Annotated in this window: 20 protein-coding genes and 1 pseudogene; 7 read left to right on the top strand and 14 right to left on the bottom strand. The window is 34.7% G+C overall.

All coding sequences use genetic code 11. From position 1 onward, the window contains the following. Positions 1 to 14: 14 nt before the first annotated feature. The 8 genes from RV04_RS04780 to RV04_RS04805 all read right to left on the bottom strand — a co-directional run bounded on the left by RV04_RS04780 (position 15) and on the right by RV04_RS04805 (position 7,695). Positions 15 to 737 carry an MIP/aquaporin family protein gene (locus RV04_RS04780; protein ID WP_071857328.1) on the bottom strand — a complete coding sequence of 241 codons (723 nt, stop codon included), beginning with the start codon at positions 735 to 737 and terminating at the stop codon, positions 15 to 17. A 65-nt stretch (positions 738 to 802) separates the two neighbouring features. Next, the gene (glpK, locus tag RV04_RS04785; protein ID WP_071857329.1) at positions 803 to 2,332 is read right to left on the bottom strand and encodes a glycerol kinase GlpK; all 1,530 of its coding nucleotides are present in this window, start codon (positions 2,330 to 2,332) and stop codon (positions 803 to 805) included. A gap of 10 nt (positions 2,333 to 2,342) precedes the next feature. After that, on the bottom strand, positions 2,343 to 4,142 hold the full coding sequence (glpO, locus tag RV04_RS04790) for a type 1 glycerol-3-phosphate oxidase (protein WP_071857330.1): 1,800 nt from the start codon (positions 4,140 to 4,142) through the stop codon (positions 2,343 to 2,345). 330 nt (positions 4,143 to 4,472) lie between these two features. Further along, on the bottom strand, positions 4,473 to 4,625 hold the full coding sequence (locus RV04_RS13185) for a hypothetical protein (RefSeq protein WP_169818183.1): 153 nt from the start codon (positions 4,623 to 4,625) through the stop codon (positions 4,473 to 4,475). Between the two features lie 17 nt (positions 4,626 to 4,642). Continuing rightward, the gene (locus RV04_RS04795; protein WP_084405525.1) at positions 4,643 to 6,226 is read right to left on the bottom strand and encodes a bifunctional aspartate transaminase/aspartate 4-decarboxylase; all 1,584 of its coding nucleotides are present in this window, start codon (positions 6,224 to 6,226) and stop codon (positions 4,643 to 4,645) included. A 20-nt stretch (positions 6,227 to 6,246) separates the two neighbouring features. Next, positions 6,247 to 6,483: a hypothetical protein gene (locus RV04_RS13375; protein ID WP_071857332.1), complete on the bottom strand. Its 237-nt coding sequence runs from the start codon at positions 6,481 to 6,483 to the stop codon at positions 6,247 to 6,249. 65 nt (positions 6,484 to 6,548) lie between these two features. Next, complete coding sequence (locus tag RV04_RS13380) at positions 6,549 to 6,725, bottom strand: hypothetical protein (protein WP_211271174.1); 177 nt, start codon at positions 6,723 to 6,725, stop codon at positions 6,549 to 6,551. A gap of 565 nt (positions 6,726 to 7,290) precedes the next feature. Continuing rightward, positions 7,291 to 7,695 carry a VOC family protein gene (locus tag RV04_RS04805; RefSeq protein WP_071857333.1) on the bottom strand — a complete coding sequence of 135 codons (405 nt, stop codon included), beginning with the start codon at positions 7,693 to 7,695 and terminating at the stop codon, positions 7,291 to 7,293. Between the two features lie 154 nt (positions 7,696 to 7,849). On the opposite strand from RV04_RS04805, the gene RV04_RS04810 reads away from it, so the two are divergent. The 3 genes and pseudogenes from RV04_RS04810 to RV04_RS04815 form a co-directional block, all read left to right on the top strand. Further along, positions 7,850 to 8,179 (top strand): ArsR/SmtB family transcription factor, encoded by a 330-nt coding sequence (locus tag RV04_RS04810; protein WP_071857334.1) that lies wholly within the window; start codon positions 7,850 to 7,852, stop codon positions 8,177 to 8,179. 56 nt (positions 8,180 to 8,235) lie between these two features. Next, the gene (locus tag RV04_RS13485; RefSeq protein WP_245791043.1) at positions 8,236 to 8,460 is read left to right on the top strand and encodes a hypothetical protein; all 225 of its coding nucleotides are present in this window, start codon (positions 8,236 to 8,238) and stop codon (positions 8,458 to 8,460) included. 12 nt (positions 8,461 to 8,472) lie between these two features. Continuing rightward, positions 8,473 to 9,807: pseudogene (locus RV04_RS04815) on the top strand (MFS transporter); the annotation flags it as partial. Between the two features lie 89 nt (positions 9,808 to 9,896). Here the strand turns inward: RV04_RS04815 and RV04_RS04820 are convergent. The 3 genes from RV04_RS04820 to RV04_RS04830 all read right to left on the bottom strand — a co-directional run bounded on the left by RV04_RS04820 (position 9,897) and on the right by RV04_RS04830 (position 14,235). Continuing rightward, positions 9,897 to 10,676, bottom strand: coding sequence for an Asp23/Gls24 family envelope stress response protein (locus RV04_RS04820; RefSeq protein WP_071857335.1), 780 nt, complete (start codon positions 10,674 to 10,676; stop codon positions 9,897 to 9,899). Between the two features lie 225 nt (positions 10,677 to 10,901). Then, positions 10,902 to 13,331 (bottom strand): glycyl radical protein, encoded by a 2,430-nt coding sequence (locus RV04_RS04825; RefSeq protein WP_071857336.1) that lies wholly within the window; start codon positions 13,329 to 13,331, stop codon positions 10,902 to 10,904. A 160-nt stretch (positions 13,332 to 13,491) separates the two neighbouring features. After that, positions 13,492 to 14,235: a DeoR/GlpR family DNA-binding transcription regulator gene (locus tag RV04_RS04830; RefSeq protein WP_071857337.1), complete on the bottom strand. Its 744-nt coding sequence runs from the start codon at positions 14,233 to 14,235 to the stop codon at positions 13,492 to 13,494. A 157-nt stretch (positions 14,236 to 14,392) separates the two neighbouring features. Here RV04_RS04830 and RV04_RS04835 point away from each other — a divergent pair, with 157 nt between their 5' ends. The 3 genes from RV04_RS04835 to RV04_RS04840 all read left to right on the top strand — a co-directional run bounded on the left by RV04_RS04835 (position 14,393) and on the right by RV04_RS04840 (position 16,038). Further along, on the top strand, positions 14,393 to 15,169 hold the full coding sequence (locus tag RV04_RS04835) for a glycyl-radical enzyme activating protein (protein ID WP_071857338.1): 777 nt from the start codon (positions 14,393 to 14,395) through the stop codon (positions 15,167 to 15,169). A gap of 86 nt (positions 15,170 to 15,255) precedes the next feature. Beyond that, positions 15,256 to 15,429 (top strand): hypothetical protein, encoded by a 174-nt coding sequence (locus tag RV04_RS13190; protein WP_169818184.1) that lies wholly within the window; start codon positions 15,256 to 15,258, stop codon positions 15,427 to 15,429. 246 nt (positions 15,430 to 15,675) lie between these two features. Beyond that, entirely contained in the window at positions 15,676 to 16,038 is a 363-nt protein-coding gene (locus tag RV04_RS04840; RefSeq protein WP_281246543.1) for a GtrA family protein, read from the top strand. A gap of 43 nt (positions 16,039 to 16,081) precedes the next feature. On the opposite strand, the gene RV04_RS13385 is transcribed toward RV04_RS04840, so the two are convergent. Continuing rightward, positions 16,082 to 17,209: an LPXTG cell wall anchor domain-containing protein gene (locus RV04_RS13385; protein ID WP_071857340.1), complete on the bottom strand. Its 1,128-nt coding sequence runs from the start codon at positions 17,207 to 17,209 to the stop codon at positions 16,082 to 16,084. A 582-nt stretch (positions 17,210 to 17,791) separates the two neighbouring features. On the opposite strand from RV04_RS13385, the gene RV04_RS04850 reads away from it, so the two are divergent. After that, positions 17,792 to 19,285, top strand: a complete 1,494-nt coding sequence (locus tag RV04_RS04850; RefSeq protein WP_071857341.1) for a helix-turn-helix domain-containing protein — start codon at positions 17,792 to 17,794, stop codon at positions 19,283 to 19,285. An 85-nt stretch (positions 19,286 to 19,370) separates the two neighbouring features. On the opposite strand, the gene RV04_RS04855 is transcribed toward RV04_RS04850, so the two are convergent. Further along, entirely contained in the window at positions 19,371 to 19,784 is a 414-nt protein-coding gene (locus RV04_RS04855; RefSeq protein ID WP_071857342.1) for a MerR family transcriptional regulator, read from the bottom strand. Positions 19,785 to 19,907: 123 nt separating this feature from the next. Further along, positions 19,908 to 20,765, bottom strand: a complete 858-nt coding sequence (locus tag RV04_RS04860; protein ID WP_071857343.1) for an aldo/keto reductase — start codon at positions 20,763 to 20,765, stop codon at positions 19,908 to 19,910. Positions 20,766 to 20,998 lie beyond the last annotated feature (233 nt).

The following is a 20,998-nucleotide window of genomic DNA, read 5'->3' on the forward strand; positions in this document are numbered from 1 at the left end:
CACCCTGTTAATAACTAAATTGGTAATGCCATAAATAATAAGGCTGCTAAAATTCCGCCAATAATTGGACCGACGATGGGTACCCATGCGTAGCCCCAGTCAGAACCCCCTTTGTTAGGAATTGGTAGGAATGCATGTGCGATACGGGGGCCAAGGTCTCGTGCCGGGTTGATTGCGTACCCCGTTGTCCCACCTAACGACAAACCAATGACCAAGATCAAGATACCTACGGCAATCGGATTTAATCCATCGCCAAATTTACTCATACCAAATGTCAATAAAGCAAAAACTAACATAAAGGTTCCAATGATTTCACTGATCAAATTGGCTCCTAAGCTACGAATTGCTGGTCCAGTTGAGAAGACCCCTAAAATAGCTGCTTGATCTTTTGTTTCTTTCCAATGTGGATAGTAGTGGATAAAAACTAAAACCGCACCAATAATCGCACCGATCATTTGACCTAAAATATAAGGAACGACCATATCCCAGCCGATTTTACCTACAATTGCCATCCCGATTGTTACTGCTGGGTTTAAATGGGCAAATGACATATATCCTGCGGCATATGCACCGATTGTCACTGCTGCTCCCCAACCTAATGTAATAGCGATCCAACCTGCGCCTTCAGCTTTACTTTTACGTAAGCTTACTCCTGCCACAACACCATCACCTAGTAATACCAAGACCATCGTACCGATAATTTCTCCAATTACTTGCGTCGTCATACTCGTATCCATAGAGCTTTCCTCCGGTTTCTTTCTATCACAATGATTTTTTACTACCGTTCAGTCATTATGATCGATTATTTTTTTGAATCTTCATTTTCTTTATCTAGGGGTTTATGTTTATATTGCATTGTGGCTTTGACTGCTTCTTGCCAGCCTTCATATAAGTCTTCAGTAATTTCTTCATCCATTTCAGGTTCAAAGTGTTGACCATCTGAAGCGAATTTTTTGATTTCCTCAATATCCTTCCAGAAACCAACCGCTAATCCGGCTAAGTAGGCCACACCTAAAGCAGTTGTTTCTAAATAAGGTGCACGTTCAACTGGTGTTTGTAAAATATCTGCTTGAAATTGCATCAATAAATCATTTTTCGAAGCACCACCATCAACTCTCAATAGTTTGATTTCAGTATTTGAATCTTTCACCATCGTTTTGACAACATCGGCTGTTTGATACGCCAATGATTCAAGGGTCGCACGAATAAAATGTTCTTTGGTTGTTCCTCTAGTTAACCCGAAAATTGCTCCGCGAGCTTGTTGATCCCAATATGGTGCACCTAGACCCGTAAACGCCGGTACAACATACACGTTTTCGCTACTATCTACTCGCTTAGCATAATCTTCTGATTGTGGTGCCTGTTGGAATAATCTCAATCCATCACGCAACCATTGAATCGCCGAACCAGCTACGAAAATACTTCCTTCGAGTGCATAAGTAACTTTGCCATCGATACCATAACCAATCGTCGTCAATAATCCATTTTCAGAAAGAATTGGTTTATCTCCGGTATTCATCACAATAAAGGCACCTGTTCCATAGGTGTTTTTAACAGTTCCTTTTTCAAAGGCTAATTGTCCAACTAGTGCTGCTTGTTGATCTCCAGCCATCCCAGCAATAGGTACTTGGTTGCCGTAAAAGTGATAATCTTCAGTATGTCCATAAACCTCTGAATTTGATTTCACTTCTGGTAACATTTCTTTAGGAATATCTAATAAGTCCAAAATTTCTTGGTCCCATTCTAAATCGTAAATATTGAACAACATTGTACGACTCGCATTACTATAATCTGTTACATGAACTTTCCCACCAGTTAATTTCCAAACTAACCATGTGTCGATCGTCCCAAATAATAATTCACCTTTTTTAGCCCGTTCCCGCGCACCATCGATTTTGTCTAAAATCCATTTTACTTTGGTTGCTGAGAAGTAAGAATCAATCAATAGACCCGTTTTCTTTTGGATCATTTCTGAATGACCTTGCTCTTTTAATTCATCGGCGATGTCACTTGTTTGTTTTGATTGCCATACGATAGCGTTATAGATTGGATGTCCGGTATCTTTTTCCCAGATAACCGTTGTTTCACGCTGATTGGTGATTCCGATTCCTTCGATTTGAGTTGGACGGATACCACCTTCAATCAATGCTCCGGCAATAACCGATTGAACAGAGTTCCAGATTTCATTAGCATTGTGTTCTACCCAACCAGGTTTTGGAAAATATTGATTGAATTCCTTTTGCGAAGAGCTGACTTCTTTTCCTTCTTTATCAAAAATAATAGCACGTGAAGATGTTGTTCCTTGATCGATTGACATGATGTATGATTCCATATTCCCACTCCTATTCTTTTAAATCCGCTAATTGCGTGATGCGGATTTGATTTTCTAAATCTGATTGATAGTTTTCTTTGGTTGCTTGGTCCCAAGTAAAATATTCTGCCATTGCATCAACAATGGCATCTTTGATTTCCATCAATCGATGACTGATGAATAACATGTAATTGGAACGACGTAATAGATAATCGACTGGTGTTACGACCATTTCAGCTTGCAAAGCATATAGCAATGACATGGATTCAACTTGGCTTAACCCCTCAAAAACTTTTTCATCTTTCAAAGCGAAAACTTTTTCTGCATTTGATCCGTATAAATCTGCAATGTATTTAGCATCTTCCTGGCTGATCCCTTGGTCTTCACCTGCTTTAGCGAATTTTTCTAATTCCTCATCCACATTTTTAGCATCAAAGTCGCCGCCAGATACAGGATACTTCGATGAATCGATTAATTCGACTTTCTGATCTAATAAATCAACGATTTTCTTCATTGCTTCAGAAGCCATTAAACGATAGTCAGTTAATTTACCGCCAGAAAGAATCAATAAACCGTCCTTTGCAATCGTTAAATCACTGCCACGAGAAACTGCCGAGGGATTATCTTTCGGCTCTTCTTTGGCTGCCCCAGTAATCGTTTTTTCAACCGCTGCTCGCGATTGATTGCCTTTCGAATAATCTTCGGCCGCATTGATAATTTTTTCAAAATTCTCATCACTTATTTTTTCTTTGGTCGTTCCGTTGTAATCACCGCCGGCCTCGCTGATCAACGGACGTAGCCCCGCCCAAGCAGCCTCGATATCATTTACTGATAAATTTGCCTCTGGGTAGCGACGGTTAACGATTTTTAATAAGTAATCCACATCGGATTGTTCCACTCTTGGATTATCAAAATCACCTTGATAGTCAGTATCGGTCGTACCAAAATAAGTTTTGTTCTCTCGAGGAATAACGAAGATCATGCGACCATCTTGTTCGCCAGTATCAAAATAGGTAGGTTGTGGCACTTTTAATTTTTCACCATCAACAACTAGATGAACACCTTTGGTTGGACGCATATGTGGTTTATGATCGATTTCTTTGTCTAATTTTTTTACGATATCAGACCACGGCCCTGCTGTATTGATAACTAGTTGGCTATTAATCGTAATCGATTCATCGCTTAACAAATCTTTCGCTTTAACGCCTGCAACTTTTCCATCGTCGGCATGAAAAATTTCTTCAACTTTCAAGCGACTGACAGCGACCGCCCCATCTTCGACTGCTTTCTTTATATTTTCGATCACTAGACGAGCATCATTATTACGATAATCTAAATAAACTCCACCGCCTAATAACCCTTTTGATTCCAATTGAGGTTCACGTTTCAAGATTTCTTCTTTACTTAGCATGTAGTTAGCGTATTTTCCACCAGTAATACTTGCCAAATGATCATATAGATCCATTGCTACTTTAATTGAAAACATATTAAAAGTTGATCCTGGTTCGTCAAAAATCGGTAAAATCATCGGATCTGCTTTTGGAATATGTGGAGCAACCCCTTGGATTTTAGCCCGTTCACCAACGGTATCCGCGACGACTTCAACATCAAATGTTTTTAGATAGCGGAGCCCCCCGTGAACTAATTTGGTTGATCTTGAGGATGTTCCTTCAGCAAAATCCTGCATCTCAAGTAGTGCTACAGATAGTCCTGAAGCTGCCGCTTGTAAAGCCACTCCTGCTCCAGTGATTCCTCCCCCGATGATTAATAGATCAAATTTTTTTGATTTTAATTTCTCAATCTCTTTGTTGCGATCAATAAAAGAAAACATAATCTCCCTCCTTGCAAGTTTCTTCATAAAACAATAAATGATGGCTACAAAAATAGTGTAGCACAACAAAAAACGCTTTCAAAAATATTAGATTGTGAATTATCCAATAAATCATTTAAAAAACTTAATTATTTCGCTGATTTTTAACAAAAAATAAAGTTTAAGCTTACTATTACCTCATTCAAGGCCTATTTACGAGCATATAAATTATTAATAAATCACATTAATAACCCTTATACGCTCGTCCGTAAAAATAAAAAAAGACAAAAAGATTTTATCTTTTTGTCTTTTTTATCATGTTTCTTTTTTGTAAAACAACCAAATAATCGATTATTTATGTGCTCGCTTTTGCTCTTTTTCTTTTTTTCTTTCTTCTACAGATGCTCTGTTTTTATCGATCGTTTTTTCAAATTTTTCTAATTCTTTTTGATCACCAAAGGCAATTCTATTTTCTTTTAATCCATTTCTTTTTGTTTTCATCATTCTTTCCCCCTAATTTTTTATTTAGCCGCTTCTAAAAACCGCAAATGATAGTCTTTCAATAATTCAAGGATTCTTTCTGCAATAATTGCGTAGTCTTCAGTAGGTAAATTGGCATTAGAGATTCTGATTTCTCCTGCTTTAGTACCAAATCCAACACCGTCCATCAAAACTACTCCCGTTGTTTCAGCCAAATTGACTAAAAAATCGATTTCTTCAAAATAATCTTTTAGATATACTGAAAATTCTTGACCATATAATTGATCTGCTAAGCGATAGATATCAATCAACGAATAATACTTTGAATTCAACTCACTGTTATCCATTGGATAATTTAATTGATCATGTAATAATTCGTATCTACTTTGAATAATATTTTTGGATTCGTTGATATATCTATCAGGCTTTTCCAAACAAATTAAGTGGGTCAAACTGAATAAAACCATCATCATTTGTTGCGGTGTAGATAACCCTGCCGTATGGTATAACCCAATCGAACGACTATCTGCGACGATTCGATCAATAAATTTCATTTTATCAGGATATAGCGTGACTAAACTATAGCGTTCGGTCAATTCTTGATGATCATTTTCCGAAAGATTTTGGATGGCCTGATCAAAGACATTCTCTTGATTTAAAGCGATCATCCCTAAACGCCAACCGGTTGCTCCAAATAATTTTGAATAAGAATAAACTAGTAACGTATTATGAGGAACGGCTGTATAGACAGATTGGAAATTTTTGACGAATGAACCGTAAACTTCGTCAGTAATAATCATCAAATCTGGTCGTTTTTCAACAATCTGTTTAATCTTGGCTAGTTCTTTTTCACCCAATGCTTTAGATCCTGGGTTGCTAGGATTGACCAAGAAAAAGGCTTTGATGTTAGGATCCAATAATTTCTCAAATTCTTCGACTGGTACTTCCCAATTATTTTCTTCGCTTGACTGCAAATCGATTTCAACCATTTGATAATCATGCAATTCTGGAATTTGTAAATACGGAGTAAAAATCGGACTGCTAATTGCGATTTTATCATCCGGACGAATTAATTTATTTTCCTTCAAAGACTGAAAAATATAGACCATCGCAGCCGTTCCGCCTTCGGTAGGGAAGATTTCAGTTTCGTTTGCTAACTCTGCACCATTGAATAACACTTCCTTTAAATAAGTTGCTAGAATTTTTTCACTATGTTTCAATACTCGATTCGGCGTGGGATAATTATTTCCAATCGCTCCATCAATCAACTCCGCTACTAAATCATCTAATGGTACTGAAAATTCTGTTTTAAAATAAGCCAAACAAGCCAATAAAAATTCAGCCGTTTCATCATCACGCGTTGTTAGGAAGGCTGAAAAGCGCTCATAAATGCCTGCTGTAGCAATATCACCTGCAATATCGGTTTGATTGTATGTTCGTTGAGACTCAATAACTCCAAATTCTACTAACTGACAGAACGCTAATCGAGCCTTTGTATTGATCCAATTAGGATTACCTTTCCCCGCATTTAAAAAATTTTTGTTTTTTTCTGCCGCTTGTATTAATAATTCATCAATCTCAAATGCACCAAGTTTTTCTATTTTTTCTTCTTGTAGTTTATCCAAAATAATTTCCTCCTATTTGATTATTTAGCCGCTTTAGCGACCTCATGTTTTTTGTTAGATTTTTCTTTGATTTTGGTTTCGTATAGAACAACACCTAATAAAAATACAATGCCCATAACTAAAAGGACTTTCATATTGAAGTTCGTTAATAAGTACATTGAGATGGCTAATGCTAAAATCGGGATCGTGTATCCCCCCTTTAGACTAAATCCATTATTAGGGAATTGTTTTGTTTTTTTGAATTTGATCACAGCCAAAATAGATGGAACATACTGTATGAATGCTGCACCAAGGCTACCAAAAAAAATTGAAATGAATACTCCTAAAATAACGATGGTATCCGCCCATTGCCAATCCCGATTTTCATTGCTTCATCGATTGAAACATCATACTTTACAATCATTGTTCCTAAAATTCCAGTAGCGATTGTTTGAACTAAGGTATACAACACAGTGACGCTGACCATGACGTAGATCAATGTCTTCATAAGAAAAAACAATCGTCGCGATTCCCATAAAAAGAAATACATCCTAAAAAATAACGTTTAGTGTGTAATAGTACAGACCCACAACCCGCGTAAAGACTAAACCAGTAAATAGCCTATGTGTAATTTTCGGCAAAGCTTTTTTCCTACGATAGTTGTAGTTGCTAAAGTTGATTTTTTTGTCAATGGCGCATGCAAGATCACATGATTATGTTCCGCTATTCATACTTTATATTCTACACTCTTAATAAAAAAGTGTGATTCAAAACATGTCGTTTTATACGACATGCTATTTAATAGTATATAAGATATTTTTTTGCAAAATAAATATAATATTTTATGTATGAAAAAATTTTCTATCCTTAAAATAAATGAATTTCAAAAAATTTTTTAAGTACAAAAAAAAACAACCCTTAAAAGAGCTGTTTCTTTGACTAGCCAAAATTAATAGTTGTAGGATCAACCGACTACCCTTGAAATTAACTAGTCTTTGCATATTTCTAAATGTAAATGAGCTCTCATATCATTGAAAGATTGAGCTCTGTTTGAAGGATCTTTTTTGAGTATTTATGCCTTCAATTTATTCAAAACCTTTCATCCAAACTGGTTCCAATTGATTACCATCTAAATCCAATATTTCTAAACTAAACATTTGATCCTCAGGAATCCCCATCTCAACTGAGAAGTAATCTCCACCATTTGCTTTAGCAGTTTCGGCAATTTTTTTAACTGTCTCAGCATTCTCAACTGAGAAGGCAGTCAATGCCCCACTATCATTTTTTGTATCTGCAATTTTTTTGCTTTTCAAAAATAATTGATAAAATTCGTGTTTCAATAACATAATCCAAAAAGTGTCATCCCATACCATTGAGCTAGATGTTTCATTAGAAAAATCTGCGTTTTTTTTAAATCCTAGTTTTTCATAAAATTCAGTTGCTGCGTTTAGATCGCTTACCGGAAAATTAACAAATACCATCGTAGCCATTTTGATTCGCCTCTTTTCAATTTGCTTTTATTATGAATGGAGGCTTATATAGATGCAAAGAAAACGCTTGCTAATTATCTAACGAGGAACAAAATGAAAAATATCCTTTGACATATGCGCCATCATGCATATAATAAGTTCATGGAGGTGCTGTATGAATGCGAAATATGATCCCGAAAAATGTCGGGAACTGATTCAAGAGACGATTGATATCGAATTTTTTAGAACTATTTGTGATCCTGTCCGAAGTGAGTTATTGATTTTTCTAGCTAGTAATGGTGAACTATCAATTGGCGAAATTGCTGAAAACTTTCCTCAAAATCGCTCAGGGATATCACGTCATCTAGACTACATGAACCGTTTTGGTGCAGTCGAACGTCGCAAAGAAGGCCGAGAAGTTTTTTATCGTGTTGACAAAGAACAAATCGCACACAAATTTGAATCAGCTTCAGATAATATGAAAGCACTCCTAAAACAAATTTAGGTAGTGCTTCTTATAAGGATTATCTATGCATTCATGCGCACGTTTGGATAATATTTTTGAAAGAAGGAACTAAAAAAATGAAAACTAAAAACAGCAAATGGTGGGTGTTAGGCACGGTCAGTTTGGCCGTCTTTATGGCGATGTTAGATATTACGATTGTCAACGTTGCGTTGCCAGAAATTCAAAAAAGCTTTTCCGAAAGTTTTGCTAGTTTACAGTGGGTACTAAATGCTTATACTTTAGTTTATGCTGTAGCGCTTTTGCCACTCTCTAAACTCTGAGATTTATTCGGCCGAAAAAGAATTTTCTTAATTGGATTACTTATTTTCATGATTGGTTCATTAGCTAGTGGATTAGCAACTAGTAATTTATGGCTAAATCTTTTCCGAGGTTTCCAAGGAATCGGTGGAGCGGCTATGATGTCACTTTCTTTATCGATTGTTACCTCGTCATTTCCTGAAAAACAACGTGGGTTAGCCTTAGGAATTTGGAGCAGTGCGGTTGGATTAGCGGTTTCGATTGGGCCTTTGATCGGTGGACTGCTAGTAGATACTTTAGGGTGGCGGTCAATTTTTTTGATTAACTTACCTGTAGGTTTATTAGCTTTGATTTTAGGAACGATTACGATTCAAGATATCACAAAAATAAAATCAGGTAGACTTGATTTTGCTGGACTTTTCTTTAGTACCTTAACGATCTTTAGTATGGTTTTTGCTTTGATCCAAAAAGAAACTCACAGTGATTACGCTTGGACAAACTGGAAAATCTTAACTTTATTAGGAATTGCTTTAGTTTCTCTTGTTCTATTTATTTTGATCGAACGAAAAGTCAAAGAGCCGATGATTCAATTGAGCATGTTTTCTTCGCGCTCTTTCGTCGGAGCAAACATCGCTGCTTTCACTTTAGGCGCTGGATTATATGGTGGTTTTACTTATCTCTCGATTTTATTACAAAGTTATATGGGCTACACAGCATTTGAAACAGGGTTAAAATTGCTGTTAATTAGTGTGTTCACGTTAGTTCTTGGACCGATTACTGGAATTATTTCTGGAAAAATTGGAAATCGCTGGCTGATTGCCTTGGCTTTGTTGATTGGAATGAGTGGCGTTTTAGTGATCAATCATTTGATCAAAGTACCTTTTAAATGGAATTACTTGCTTCCGGGATTTATTTTATTAGGAATCAGTAATGCTTTGGTCAATCCACCAATTTCTAATGCTGCCATGAGTTCTGTAGATGAAATACATGTCGGGATGGCCTCTGGTGTTTTAAATGTCTTTCGACAAGTCGGGATTTCTTTTGGTGTTGTGATGTTGGGAATCAGTGTGACGAATGGCTATAACGATAGCTTAAATAAAAGCTTAGCCACTATCACGAGCTTACCAACTGACATCAAAAATCAATTAACCGGACTCTTGCATAAAGCTGGACCGTTTGCTGGTCAACAAATCTTTGAAAGTGCTCAAGCAAAAGCTTATAGTCAAATACCTATTTTTTCTCAAGTCAAAGAAATGGTCTTTGGCGCCTATAATCAAGGCATGAAACATGCCAATTTGATGATTGCTAGCTTACTTTTGGTTGGTGTTTTGGCCAGTCTATTTTTAATTCGCGATAAAAAGGAACTATAATTCGGACTGCCCTATTTATTTTAATTACTCTTAACTTCACTTAAAAAAAAGCTCCCTAACCTTCAGCGGCTAGAGAGCTTTTTTACTATTTATTCCACATTACTATCTTCTTTCCCTTGATCCATAGCCTGATTGACCGAATCTTTTACTTTTTCTGATCGCTCAGAAACTGCTGCGCCTGCTTTTTGTGCTGTATCTGTTACTTTATCTTGAACTGTCTCACTATCTTTTTCAAATTGCTCTGCCGTTTTCACATCTGTAACATCGACATTCACTTCGATTACATCTAAATGAGTCGCACGATGAACTTCTTTTTGAATCAATTCTTTTATTTTATTATAAACGTCTTCGATATCTTTTCCATATTCAGCAACAATTTTCAAATCAACCGCGACTTGTTTTTCGCCAACTTCAGTTTTGATGCCAGCTCTTTCATTCTCAACATTAACAAGTTTTTCAGCTGTATTTGAAAATACACCGCCATCTACCGCTAATAAACCATCGATATCATTGATTGCTTGAGCAATAATCTGTTGAATCGCTTTATCTTCAAATTTCAACGAACCATCATTCTTTTCATTTGCTGAGTCATGTTTGGCATCATGAGTGGACTCAACTGCATGATTACTTGATAAGTTGCCTTTTGAATCCCCAGAAGGGCGGTCATTTTTATCAGAATGATTTGACTGGTTATTCGGATGTGCTGCTGCTACTTTTTTTTCTACATCGGGAACAACCGGATCTGGATGAGCCGAAACGGGTGCAGATTCATTTTTTAACTCTTTTGCACCATGTGATTCATTTGGTGTGATTGGATCTGGGTGGGCTGAAATTGGTGTTTTAGTATTCTTATCATCATGTTTACTCATATGAAATCCTCCTAAAGTTTAATAATTATCAATTACATATTTGGATCTTTCTTACAACTGATATGTTTTACATTTTATGCGTATTTAACTAATCTTTTCTGCTACTCTATACTAAAACGATAGTCTATTTTAACGATAAAATCAAAAAATATGCATTTTTTTGAAGATATATGAAGGTTTTCATATTATAAAAAGCGAGCAGGAAATTCCTACTCGCTTTGTTTATTAAATGATGTGCTCTGTTCGTTCAATAATATCATCTTGTGTTGCTTTTGATAATACATTGAAGAAAGCCGAATATCCGGCGACTCGAACAATTAAATCACGATGTTTTTCTGGGTGTTTTTGGGCATCGATCAAGGTTTCTCGCGAGACTACATTATATTGGATATGATAGCCATGAAGCCTATTGAAGAAGGCTCTTAAAAGCATGATTAATTTTTGTTTGTCTTCTTCTTTAGCTAACGTTTGAGGGTTGACTTTTTGATTTAACAATACCCCACCAAGAATATCTTCTGTGCTTAATTTAGAGACAGATTTTAATACTGCTGTCGGACCATTTTTATCCATATTATGGGACGGAGAACACCCTTCTGCTAGCGGTGTCCAAGCTTTTCTGCCATCTGGTGTAGCCATCGTTGCTCGCCCTTGCCCAACATTGGCTGAAATGGATGATGTTCCTGAATAGCGAATGCCCCCGATTGGTCCACGTCCATAACGTGTATTTGGATATTTAGCGATTTCATCAATATAACTATCATATGCTTTTGTGATCAATTGATCGACTTGATCATCATCGTTACCATATTTAGGGACTTCTTCCAAAATCATTTGTTGGATTTCTTGACTACGTTCACTAGCGTAATCAGTCATCAATGCTTCCCATAATTCTTCTGGGGCAACTTTTGCTTCGTCAAAGACGAGCTGTTTAATTGCAGCTAATGAATCTGCCATATTAGCAATTCCAACTTGTAGACCTGAAATAAAATCGTAAACTGCCCCGCCTTCTTTTAAGGTTTTGCCGCGTCCAATACAATCTTCAGTTAATGTAGAACATAAAATATCTGGTACATCGCGCTCTAAACCTAGATCAATGGCATTTTCTACGATCACACTCATTCGCGTCAATTCACGGACGGTCTTGTCCCATGCATCTTGCAATTCTTTATACGAAGTCATCTCTTTGAAATGACCGTAGCCTTTAACAAAGCGTTTTCCAGAAACAGGGTCAATACCATTATTCATTGCAATCATTAAAATTTTAGGGAAGTTCATATAACTCATCCCTGTACAACGATAGCCCCATTTTCCTGGTACTGCTGTCTCTACACAACCAATAGCACTGTAATCATAGGCATCTGTTTCACTCACTCCTACTTTTATAAATGATGGAATAATGATTTCATCATTATTGAAAGCCGGCATGCCAAAGCCAAGTTTCATCACTTCGATGCATTCATTCATAAATTGATTATCTAAGCCCGAATGATAACGAACCGTTAAGTTAGGTTGTGGTAATTTAGTTTGCGCCACACTGCGTAAAACTAGATAAGATAATTCATTGACCGCGTCTTGTTTGTCTCTCGTTTGACCGCCAATCGTTACATTTTGATAAAGTGGGCTGCCCGCACTACTAAAAGTATGGGCTTGACTACGAACTTTGTTAACTGTTAATGTTTTGATCCAAAGATTTGTCAAAAGTTCTACCGCCTGATCTTCAGTAATTGACCCTTTAATTAAATCTGCTTTCAAATAAGGGTACATGTATTGATCAAAGCGTCCATAAGACAAAGAATGACCATTTGATTCGATTTGTAAAATCAATTGAATGAACCAAGTTGCTTGGATAGCTTCCTGAAAAGTTTCTGCTGGCTCATAAGGAACTTTCCCACATATACGACTGATTTCTAATAGTTCAGCTTTCCGTTTTGGACTAGCAGTTTCCGCCAGTTCTTTTGCTAAACGGGAGTAACGTTCTGCATATATTTTTACTGCTTCAATGACGATCAAGACCGAATTATAAAAACAGTATTTATCGATACTCTCCGGTTGTGTCAGATCCAATGCTGCTTTTTCTGCCAATGTCCGTTGTTGATACCCCTTAAGCCCGACCTTTAGCATCTGTCCATAATCAACAGCTAAGTGAGCATCTCCAGAATTCATCTTTCCTTCCATTCCAAAAAAACCAGTTTCCATAAAAACACTTACTTCATCAGGTAATAATGCCCCTGCTTTTGCACGTAGATTATTATTTTCCCAAAAAGGCGCAATTGAGCGTAAGTCTTCTTTTGTTTTCTCCGTAATATAAAAGACATCTCCATCGCGTTTTTCAAACAAGTCCAATTCATTTAACACAAATTCCAGCGTATATTCAGGAAAGATCGGTGCATCACGATTTGATGCGGCTTGATTACCAACAATCAAAGTCTCATCTTCAATATAAATCGACATTTTTTCCAAAATATTTTTAAGCATCAATGCACGTTTGACAGTATTCGGTTGATTCTGATGTTCCTTATAAGCTTCCGTTACTAATAATGCACGCTCTGCATCGATATAAGGTTTCTTTGTCAGCACAGCTTCTCGGAATTGGTCCATCCGATTCGTTAATTTTCCAAAATAAGGAATGGTTTTTTCTTTTATTTGAATAGTCATTTTTGCGCCTCCATTTTCATACGTAACTTATTAATACTTCTTTCGTAACAATAGTAGCATGTGTATTTTATCACAGTCAACTTAAATCAAACCAATTGCAAAATAAAAAAATAGGAGTGCACAGATGTGCATTCCTATTTTAACGACACGATTTTGTTGTTCAAATGGTTTGAACATTGATATTTTCTGCTACTAAAAATTTTGTGATTTTTGGATTGATTTTTTTATCCGTAAATACTCTGCTGATTTCATTGAATGAAAATTCGGACACAACACCGTTTTGAATAAATTTACTTGAATCAGTTAAGACAATTGTTTGATTTGCTGCACTGGCTAACATCCTCGTAGTGTCACATCTTGTGATATCACTTCCAGTAAATCCACGCCGTTGATCAAAGCCGTCGATTCCAATAAATAATTTGTCTACGTGGAATTCATCGACCACCTTTTTTATCAATGGGCCAACATTTACTTGAGATTCTTTTTGATATTCCCCACCAAGCAAAATAACTTTGACTGTATCAGCTTTTCGAATGTATGAAGCGATAAAACAAGAATTGGTTATGATAGTGATATCATTGCGATTGAATGCTAATTCTTCTGCTAATAATGCACAAGTAGATCCCGATTCGATCATCACAACCTCTCCATCGCTAACTATTTTACTTGCTTCTAAGGCAATCTTTCGTTTCAAATCATAATTTTGAGCCAGGCGGTAATTAATATCATCTGTATTATTTAGTAATGCATACCCATGCTGACGATGTAAAAGGCCACGTAGCTCTAATTTATCTAAATCTTTTCTGATTGTTACTTTTGAGACATTCAGCAATCTAGAAAGCTCATTTACTTCAATCTTCTTCTTATCACTGACAATGGAAAGTATTTCTTCTTCTCGAGACATCATTTCTACTCCAATAACTTATGACATGTAGTTAAAGATTAGCATATTTTTACCAAAGGAACAATTATACGGTATTTTTAATTACGTACGAAACCAAAAACACTTGTGTTAAAAACATATTATGCTAAACTTAACATGTATTAAAGGAGGCAGAATGATGATCGATACAGCATGCATTTTTAATATTCAAAAATTTAGTATCCATGATGGTCCTGGTATTCGGACAGTGGTGTTTTTTAAAGGATGTCCGTTAAAGTGTTATTGGTGCTCAAATCCAGAATCTCAATCTGGGAAGCCAGAAAAAATGAAAGATAGTCAAAAGAATCAGCTAACAACAGTTGGCAAGTATCAAACGCTTGACGAAGTCATTTCAGAAGTAATGAAAGATGAAGCCTTTTATGAAGAGTCAAATGGCGGTGTGACTCTATCCGGGGGTGAAGTATTGTACCAAGCTGAGTTTGCCACTGAACTTTTGCGCCGTCTGAAAGAAAAAAGCATCCATACAGCTAGTGAAACAACTGGTTTTGCGAAACCTGATGTTTTCAGTCGCTACATCGATCAGGTCGACTTGCTTTATTTTGATGTAAAACATCACGATGAAACTCAACACAAACTTGGAACCGGAGTTTCCTTAAAACCAATTTTAAAAAATCTTATGACTGCACTTGATAAACAATTAGAAGTTATCGTCAGAGTGCCAGTCATTCCCGGTTATAATGATGGCGCAAAAAACGCTCAAGCTTTCGCTGATTTATTTAACCAGTTAGGAATTACAACAATTGAACTATTACCTTTTCATCAATTTGGTGAAAAAAAATATACCTCTTTAGATCGTAATTATAAAATGCATGACATTCCGCAATTGCATTCCGAAGAGTTGGAATACTTCAAAATAATCATGGAAGAAGCTGATATAACCTGTAGTATCCAGTAAATCTAGACTTTTTTAACTGTGTGATCTACTATCGATAGACGGAAAGAACTTTCTCCTTTATACTTTTTAATGAAGGAGGAATCGTTATGTTACGTAGATTACTTAACGCTTTGCTTGCTACTTTTATTTACTTAATCGTCTCAAATATCGGCAATTTATTTTTTGCCATTACTCCCCGCTACAGTTGGACCACAACCCTTTGGGAAGCACTCTTCTTTTTTATTTTTATCTTCTTAATCCAGCAATTTAGAAAAAAATGATTCTTTTCAGATGCTAAGCGTTCACATTATCGAGCGCTTTTTTATTTTAAGTTAATAATACGTTGATTTTAAAGCACCGAAATAATTTTTTGCTATTTTTGGTATAATTAATTAAGGATATTGTTTTTCTGCTTTAAAAAAATGAGCCTATTTCTGCTTACTTTTCAATGCTTTACGGATATTAGGTGTTGAAAATACTTACTCTAGGAGTGATCCCTTATCAATAAGAAAAGAGAATGGCAAACCATTAAATTTTTACTATGGGGTATTGCCACGATGATTTTCAATATTGTATTTTATCATCTACTATTCTTAAAATTAGGTTTTGAGTATCAAACGGCCAATCTGATTTCTTGGTTTGTGACTGTCTCACTCTCCTACATAGTTAATAAGTTATTTGTTTTCAATTCCAGTTCAGTTATTACCTTAAAAGAAATCGTACTCTTTTTTGGCTCACGAATTTGCTCTTTAGTTGTTGAACTAATTATTTTGTTCATTTTATATGATTGGCTAAAATTTGGCGTGACTTCTAGTAAAATCGTCAGTCATGGAACTGCGCTAATCATCAATTATTTTCTAAGTAAAATATTATTTTTAAAGAAAGAATAGCCTAAAAAAGTAAAACTTTTTAGGCTATACAATCCATACTTTTCTATAGCTGATTTTTCTTTAAAATCATTAACCCAATAGAACTAATGACCATCGCAATTCCACTAAAAATTGTACCTTTATTATTTTTTTCACCAGTTTTGGGTAACGAGTCAGATTGAATAGTTTCTGGTGAGCTATAAGATGCATTATCCGCTAATGGAACTTCGCTACTACTACCAATAGTTGGAATATCTACAACCTTTGCAGATTCCCCTTTTCCAAGTACGATTGAGTTACTGCTTAGATCACGACTATTTTTAGGAAGCTTTAAATTTCCAATAATGTCATTATTTAAATCAATATTGGTATCTTTATCAATATTAATATCAGGTGTTGATGGTTTTATTGGAGTTTTAGGATTTACTGGCTTATCTGTATTGTCATCTCCTTTGGGGTCTGTTGGGTCTACTGGATCTACTGGATCTACTGGATCTACTGGATCTGCTGGGTCTACTGGATCTACTGGGTCTACTGGGTCTACTGGATCTGTTGGATCTGTTGGATCTGTTGGATCTGTTGGGTCTGTTGGATCTGTTGGATCTGTTGGATCTGTTGGATCTGTTGGATCTGTTGGGTCTGTTGGGTCTGTTGGGTCTGTTGGGTCTGTTGGGTGAGTATTTGTATCACTACCATCATCTGAGCTATCAAGGACAAATGTAATTGTTTGTGTTTGAACATCTGAAATACCATCGCCAACTATTGTAAAAGTTAGTTCAAATTGACTTGTAACATTTTCACCAATATGAATAGTGTCAATTCCAATTAGGTGTTGCCCATTATTTGAAGCGACCCCTCCATCAATAAATACTCCTTCAGGAATATTCTGCAAACTTAATTTTTGTCCACTTGGAAAGTCTGTGATTTTTCCCCCACTAAAGGTTCCATCAAAACTAATTGGTATAATTGAACCCGATCTAAAATGAACCACTCCAGAATTGATCAGTTCGCCAGTATCCGTTCTCGTAATACTCAAGTTATTGACATGCAATGGTTCTTTATACTCTAGAACTGAACTATTGTCGCTTGATTGAGTAGTTACATTTTCAACAGCCTTTACTTGATTTGTTGCAACGGATAATGCTGCAACCGAACTTAAAGTAACCATACTCATAACGCCTATTTTCTTCACTGTAAAAAACTCCTTATCATTTTATAACGTTTGTAATTTATATCTGACTAATATGTTAACTCTTAAATAACGAGTGTTCAAGGAACGAAAGTTATAATTAGAAATATATAACCAAAATAATTCTTTACATATAATATTTTTCTATCAAAAAGCATCATTTTCATTATCAAAACAGTCATATTTATATATATATATTAATTATATTTGTTCTAATTTTTTTTTAATATTTCAATTACTTCCTGATATTTTTTTCATATTAACTATCTAAACACATTTATAATTTATGTAATATGTAATTTGGGGTTCCATAATCATTAAATCCTCTCTTAATTATCTAGCTGGCAAGATTTTCATTTTTTATCCATACCTGATTTTTATATATAATTATCAACTGGACTCAGTTTAAACTAGACCAAAGAGACTATTTTATCTTTTCCTGTGTAAAATTTAGTCAAAAATTGATAATCACTACTAAGACAATTTTTTTACTCTATTCGTAAAACTCTATTTAAATATGTATGTTAGAATAGTTGAAAGAAAAATAGTTCTCTATGTCTACTGGAAATAGAATGAGGTGAGAATGTGTTTGAGTATTTTTTAACTAATAAAGAGCTAAAAAAAATTGAATTATATAAATATATTTTGTTTTCTAAAGAAGGGAAAACGAAAAAAGAGATCATTTTGGCCTTTCCCGAAATCAATCAAAGTACTGGAACTCGGTATCTTAAAGAGCTCATAGAAGACCTTTTTTCTTGTACATATGGTGAAGTAATTTTAAAAGAAGCATTTAGTGGGAAATTCTATGTAGCATTTAATGAAGAGACGACTTATACTGCAGATTTTACCATTGACCAGTTAAGGTATTTCTACATTGAAAAAAACCAACTATTTTTATTACTTCGGACATTGGTTAATTCAAATTTTGAGACGATTGAGCAATTATCTCAAGAAACCAATATGAGTATGCCTAATTTATACCGTTCTTTAGCGGTGTTAAATACCATCTTGAAAAATTTTGATGTCAAAATATGTCTTGAAGATCCTAGTAATTTTACTGGAAATGAATTTGGTATTCGCTATTTCTTTTACCTAGTTTATGGAGGCATATTTAGAACAACTACGGATACGCCTTTCAGAAAAAATTTTCCAACAGAACTTTTGACTATAGAAAAACTTAAAGAGCAACTGGATATTTCAAAAGAACTGTCCAAATCACAAGAAAATCGGGTGCGATTGATTTATGGAATTTCTGCTTGGCGAATGTTGTACCGAAAAAAATCGTTGAATGTTGATGAAAAGATGTTAGAAGATATTCAATTTTTTTACAACGGAAAACCACTTTTACATTCAGAATACTCCCTTAAAAGTAGGAAAATACTTGAGAATGAATCAATTATGCTTAGTTTTTTTATCCAAGGATTGATTTATGAAGTATATTCCTTTGAACAACGTAAAAAAATTGTAGAAAAATATTGCGCTTCGAAATTGACTATTAGCAAGCAAGCTGAATATATACTATTTGAATTAAGTCATCTATTCGAATTCTGTTATACAGATAAAAATTACATTGAATCCTATTATCTCTTGATTTTAGGACTTATTTTTCAGAAACATTTAAATTTAATTGTTGATCCTATTTACGAAAATTCGTTAACAAAAAACAGACAAGTCTTTGAAAAAAATCAATTACTTAAAGAAAGTCTTCCCAAACTAGAAAAATTTTTAGCACAATATATTGATTTCAGTAATAAAGATGAGATCGAAAAAGACTATATTTTGTTTTTCTACTACCAAATAATAAATTTAAATAAAGCTGTTCAACCAATTAATATTTTTATTGAAAATACAAATAATATTATCCATGCTTACACTATAAAAAATAAATTATTAAATGTTTTTAACCCTACCCTTCTAAATTTTGTAACAGAACCTTCAAAAGCATATTTATTGATTTCTAATACCTATGAAGGCCATTTCCCAAATAGTGAACGTTTTTATTTCAACAATATTTATGATTCAAAAAATTGGCAAACTCTTTTTCATTTTATTTCTACTAAAATCTATAGCAAATTATAATTGACTATTCTGCTAAAATAAAAAGACGATCGAGTTAGCTATAACGCTTCTCAATCGTCTTTTTCCATTTTAATGGTGGTAATCTTTATTTTGATTGGTGAAAATGTACTTCGTTTTTCTCCATATGAGCTTGATAATTTTCTATTTTCTTTTGCAATAACTGATATGATGCGCAAATTAAATCAACATTATCTAGTAATTTTTGTCCTTCTTTTTCTAATAGTTCTTTTCGTTGGGGAATAGTACTTTCACTATCTTCCATTATTAAAGAAATATATTCTTTTAAGGCTGTAATTCCCAAACCGGCTTTCCTCATTTGAATTATAAATTGAATTTGTTCAATATTGTTTTCATAAAATTGTTTTCGCCCATTTGCAGCACGTTTTATAGGTACAATAATCCCAATTTGTTCATAATACCTAATAGTATCTTCTGTAGTATTAGCGAGCTTAGCTGCTTGCTTCATAGAAACTGGAAAATTAATTTCTTTTACAACCATAGTACTCTTCTCTCCAAACTGGTTTATTATTAGTCATTTATTTAAAACGAAGCGATCAATCATTTTCTATAATTGATAGTATGTAATATATAGCCTCGCATCCCTTGCGTCAACTCTTTTATTTTATACCTCGAATGTGAGTTTTTGCTGACTTAACATTTTAATGAATTCTGGGTCTCTGTGGCTAGGGTACACGGAGTGATCTTTATTTAGTTGGCTGATTATTTCCATATCACTATCTGTAAGTTTAAAATCAAAACTATTTATATTTTCAATCATACGGTTGACATGTGTCGTCTTAGGAATGGCAATAATTCCTCTTTGTGTCAACCATCTAAGTATGATTTGGCTAACTGATACATTCCGTTTAGTAGCCATATCCATTAGAATCTCATTTTCAAAGACATTTTCTATTCCCGATGCAAAAGGTGACCATGCTTCCATCGTAATACCCTCTTGAGTCATAAATTCTAATTCTTTTCTATTTTGTTTATATATGTGTGTTTCAATCTGATTGACAGCTGGTACTACTCCACCACCATTACAAATCAAATTCATCAATTGATCTTCATAGAAATTTGAGACCCCAATTGCACGAATCAATTTTTTATCTAATAATTCATTCATTGCTTTCCATGACCCGAATACATCACCGTACGGCTGGTGTATCAACCATAAATCTAAATAATTAGTATCTAATAATTTTAACGTTCGTTCAAACGCTTTTAATGTATTTTCGTAGCCTGTATCAGTAATCCATAATTTGCTTGTTAAAAAAATTTCTTTTCTTGGAATACCGCTTGCTTTGATCCCCTTACCAACAGCTTTCTCATTCATATACCCAGCTGCCGTATCAATTAATCGGTAATCATTAAGTAATGCTGTTTTTACCATTTCTTCTGTTTCATCTGCGGTGGTTCTCAACACACCTAATCCTAAAAGAGGCATTTCAATACCATTATTTAAAGTTATCATTTCCATGCGATCATCTCCTTATTATTATATTTTGGATAGTACAACTTGGGGTACACTCCAAGTCAACAAAAAAAGCGTTCTTATTATTATTTTTTTCGTTTAATTAATTTAGAGTACCCATCTTTTCCATAAATAATTACTAATGCAAGTGAGGTTTCGCATAAAATAATAGTAACTAAATCTTTTTTCATTTAACAGCAAACGATAGTTCCTTTTAACTATAAACTTGTGGACTGAGC

Source organism: Enterococcus hermanniensis (assembly GCF_001885945.1).
Lineage (GTDB): Bacteria > Bacillota > Bacilli > Lactobacillales > Enterococcaceae > Enterococcus_A > Enterococcus_A hermanniensis.

What these genes read in the sequence shown, in the direction of transcription:
- RV04_RS04780 (WP_071857328.1), bottom strand. Translation starts at nt 737, where the DNA reads ATGGATACGAGTATGACGACGCAAGTAATTGGAGAAATTATCGGTACG.
- glpK (WP_071857329.1), bottom strand. Translation starts at nt 2,332, where the DNA reads ATGGAATCATACATCATGTCAATCGATCAAGGAACAACATCTTCACGT.
- glpO (WP_071857330.1), bottom strand. Translation starts at nt 4,142, where the DNA reads ATGTTTTCTTTTATTGATCGCAACAAAGAGATTGAGAAATTAAAATCA.
- RV04_RS13185 (WP_169818183.1), bottom strand. Translation starts at nt 4,625, where the DNA reads ATGATGAAAACAAAAAGAAATGGATTAAAAGAAAATAGAATTGCCTTT.
- RV04_RS04805 (WP_071857333.1), bottom strand. Translation starts at nt 7,695, where the DNA reads ATGGCTACGATGGTATTTGTTAATTTTCCGGTAAGCGATCTAAACGCA.
- RV04_RS04810 (WP_071857334.1), top strand. Translation starts at nt 7,850, where the DNA reads ATGAATGCGAAATATGATCCCGAAAAATGTCGGGAACTGATTCAAGAG.
- RV04_RS04820 (WP_071857335.1), bottom strand. Translation starts at nt 10,676, where the DNA reads ATGAGTAAACATGATGATAAGAATACTAAAACACCAATTTCAGCCCAC.
- RV04_RS04825 (WP_071857336.1), bottom strand. Translation starts at nt 13,331, where the DNA reads ATGACTATTCAAATAAAAGAAAAAACCATTCCTTATTTTGGAAAATTA.
- RV04_RS04830 (WP_071857337.1), bottom strand. Translation starts at nt 14,235, where the DNA reads ATGTCTCGAGAAGAAGAAATACTTTCCATTGTCAGTGATAAGAAGAAG.
- RV04_RS04835 (WP_071857338.1), top strand. Translation starts at nt 14,393, where the DNA reads ATGATCGATACAGCATGCATTTTTAATATTCAAAAATTTAGTATCCAT.
- RV04_RS13190 (WP_169818184.1), top strand. Translation starts at nt 15,256, where the DNA reads ATGTTACGTAGATTACTTAACGCTTTGCTTGCTACTTTTATTTACTTA.
- RV04_RS04855 (WP_071857342.1), bottom strand. Translation starts at nt 19,784, where the DNA reads ATGGTTGTAAAAGAAATTAATTTTCCAGTTTCTATGAAGCAAGCAGCT.
- RV04_RS04860 (WP_071857343.1), bottom strand. Translation starts at nt 20,765, where the DNA reads ATGGAAATGATAACTTTAAATAATGGTATTGAAATGCCTCTTTTAGGA.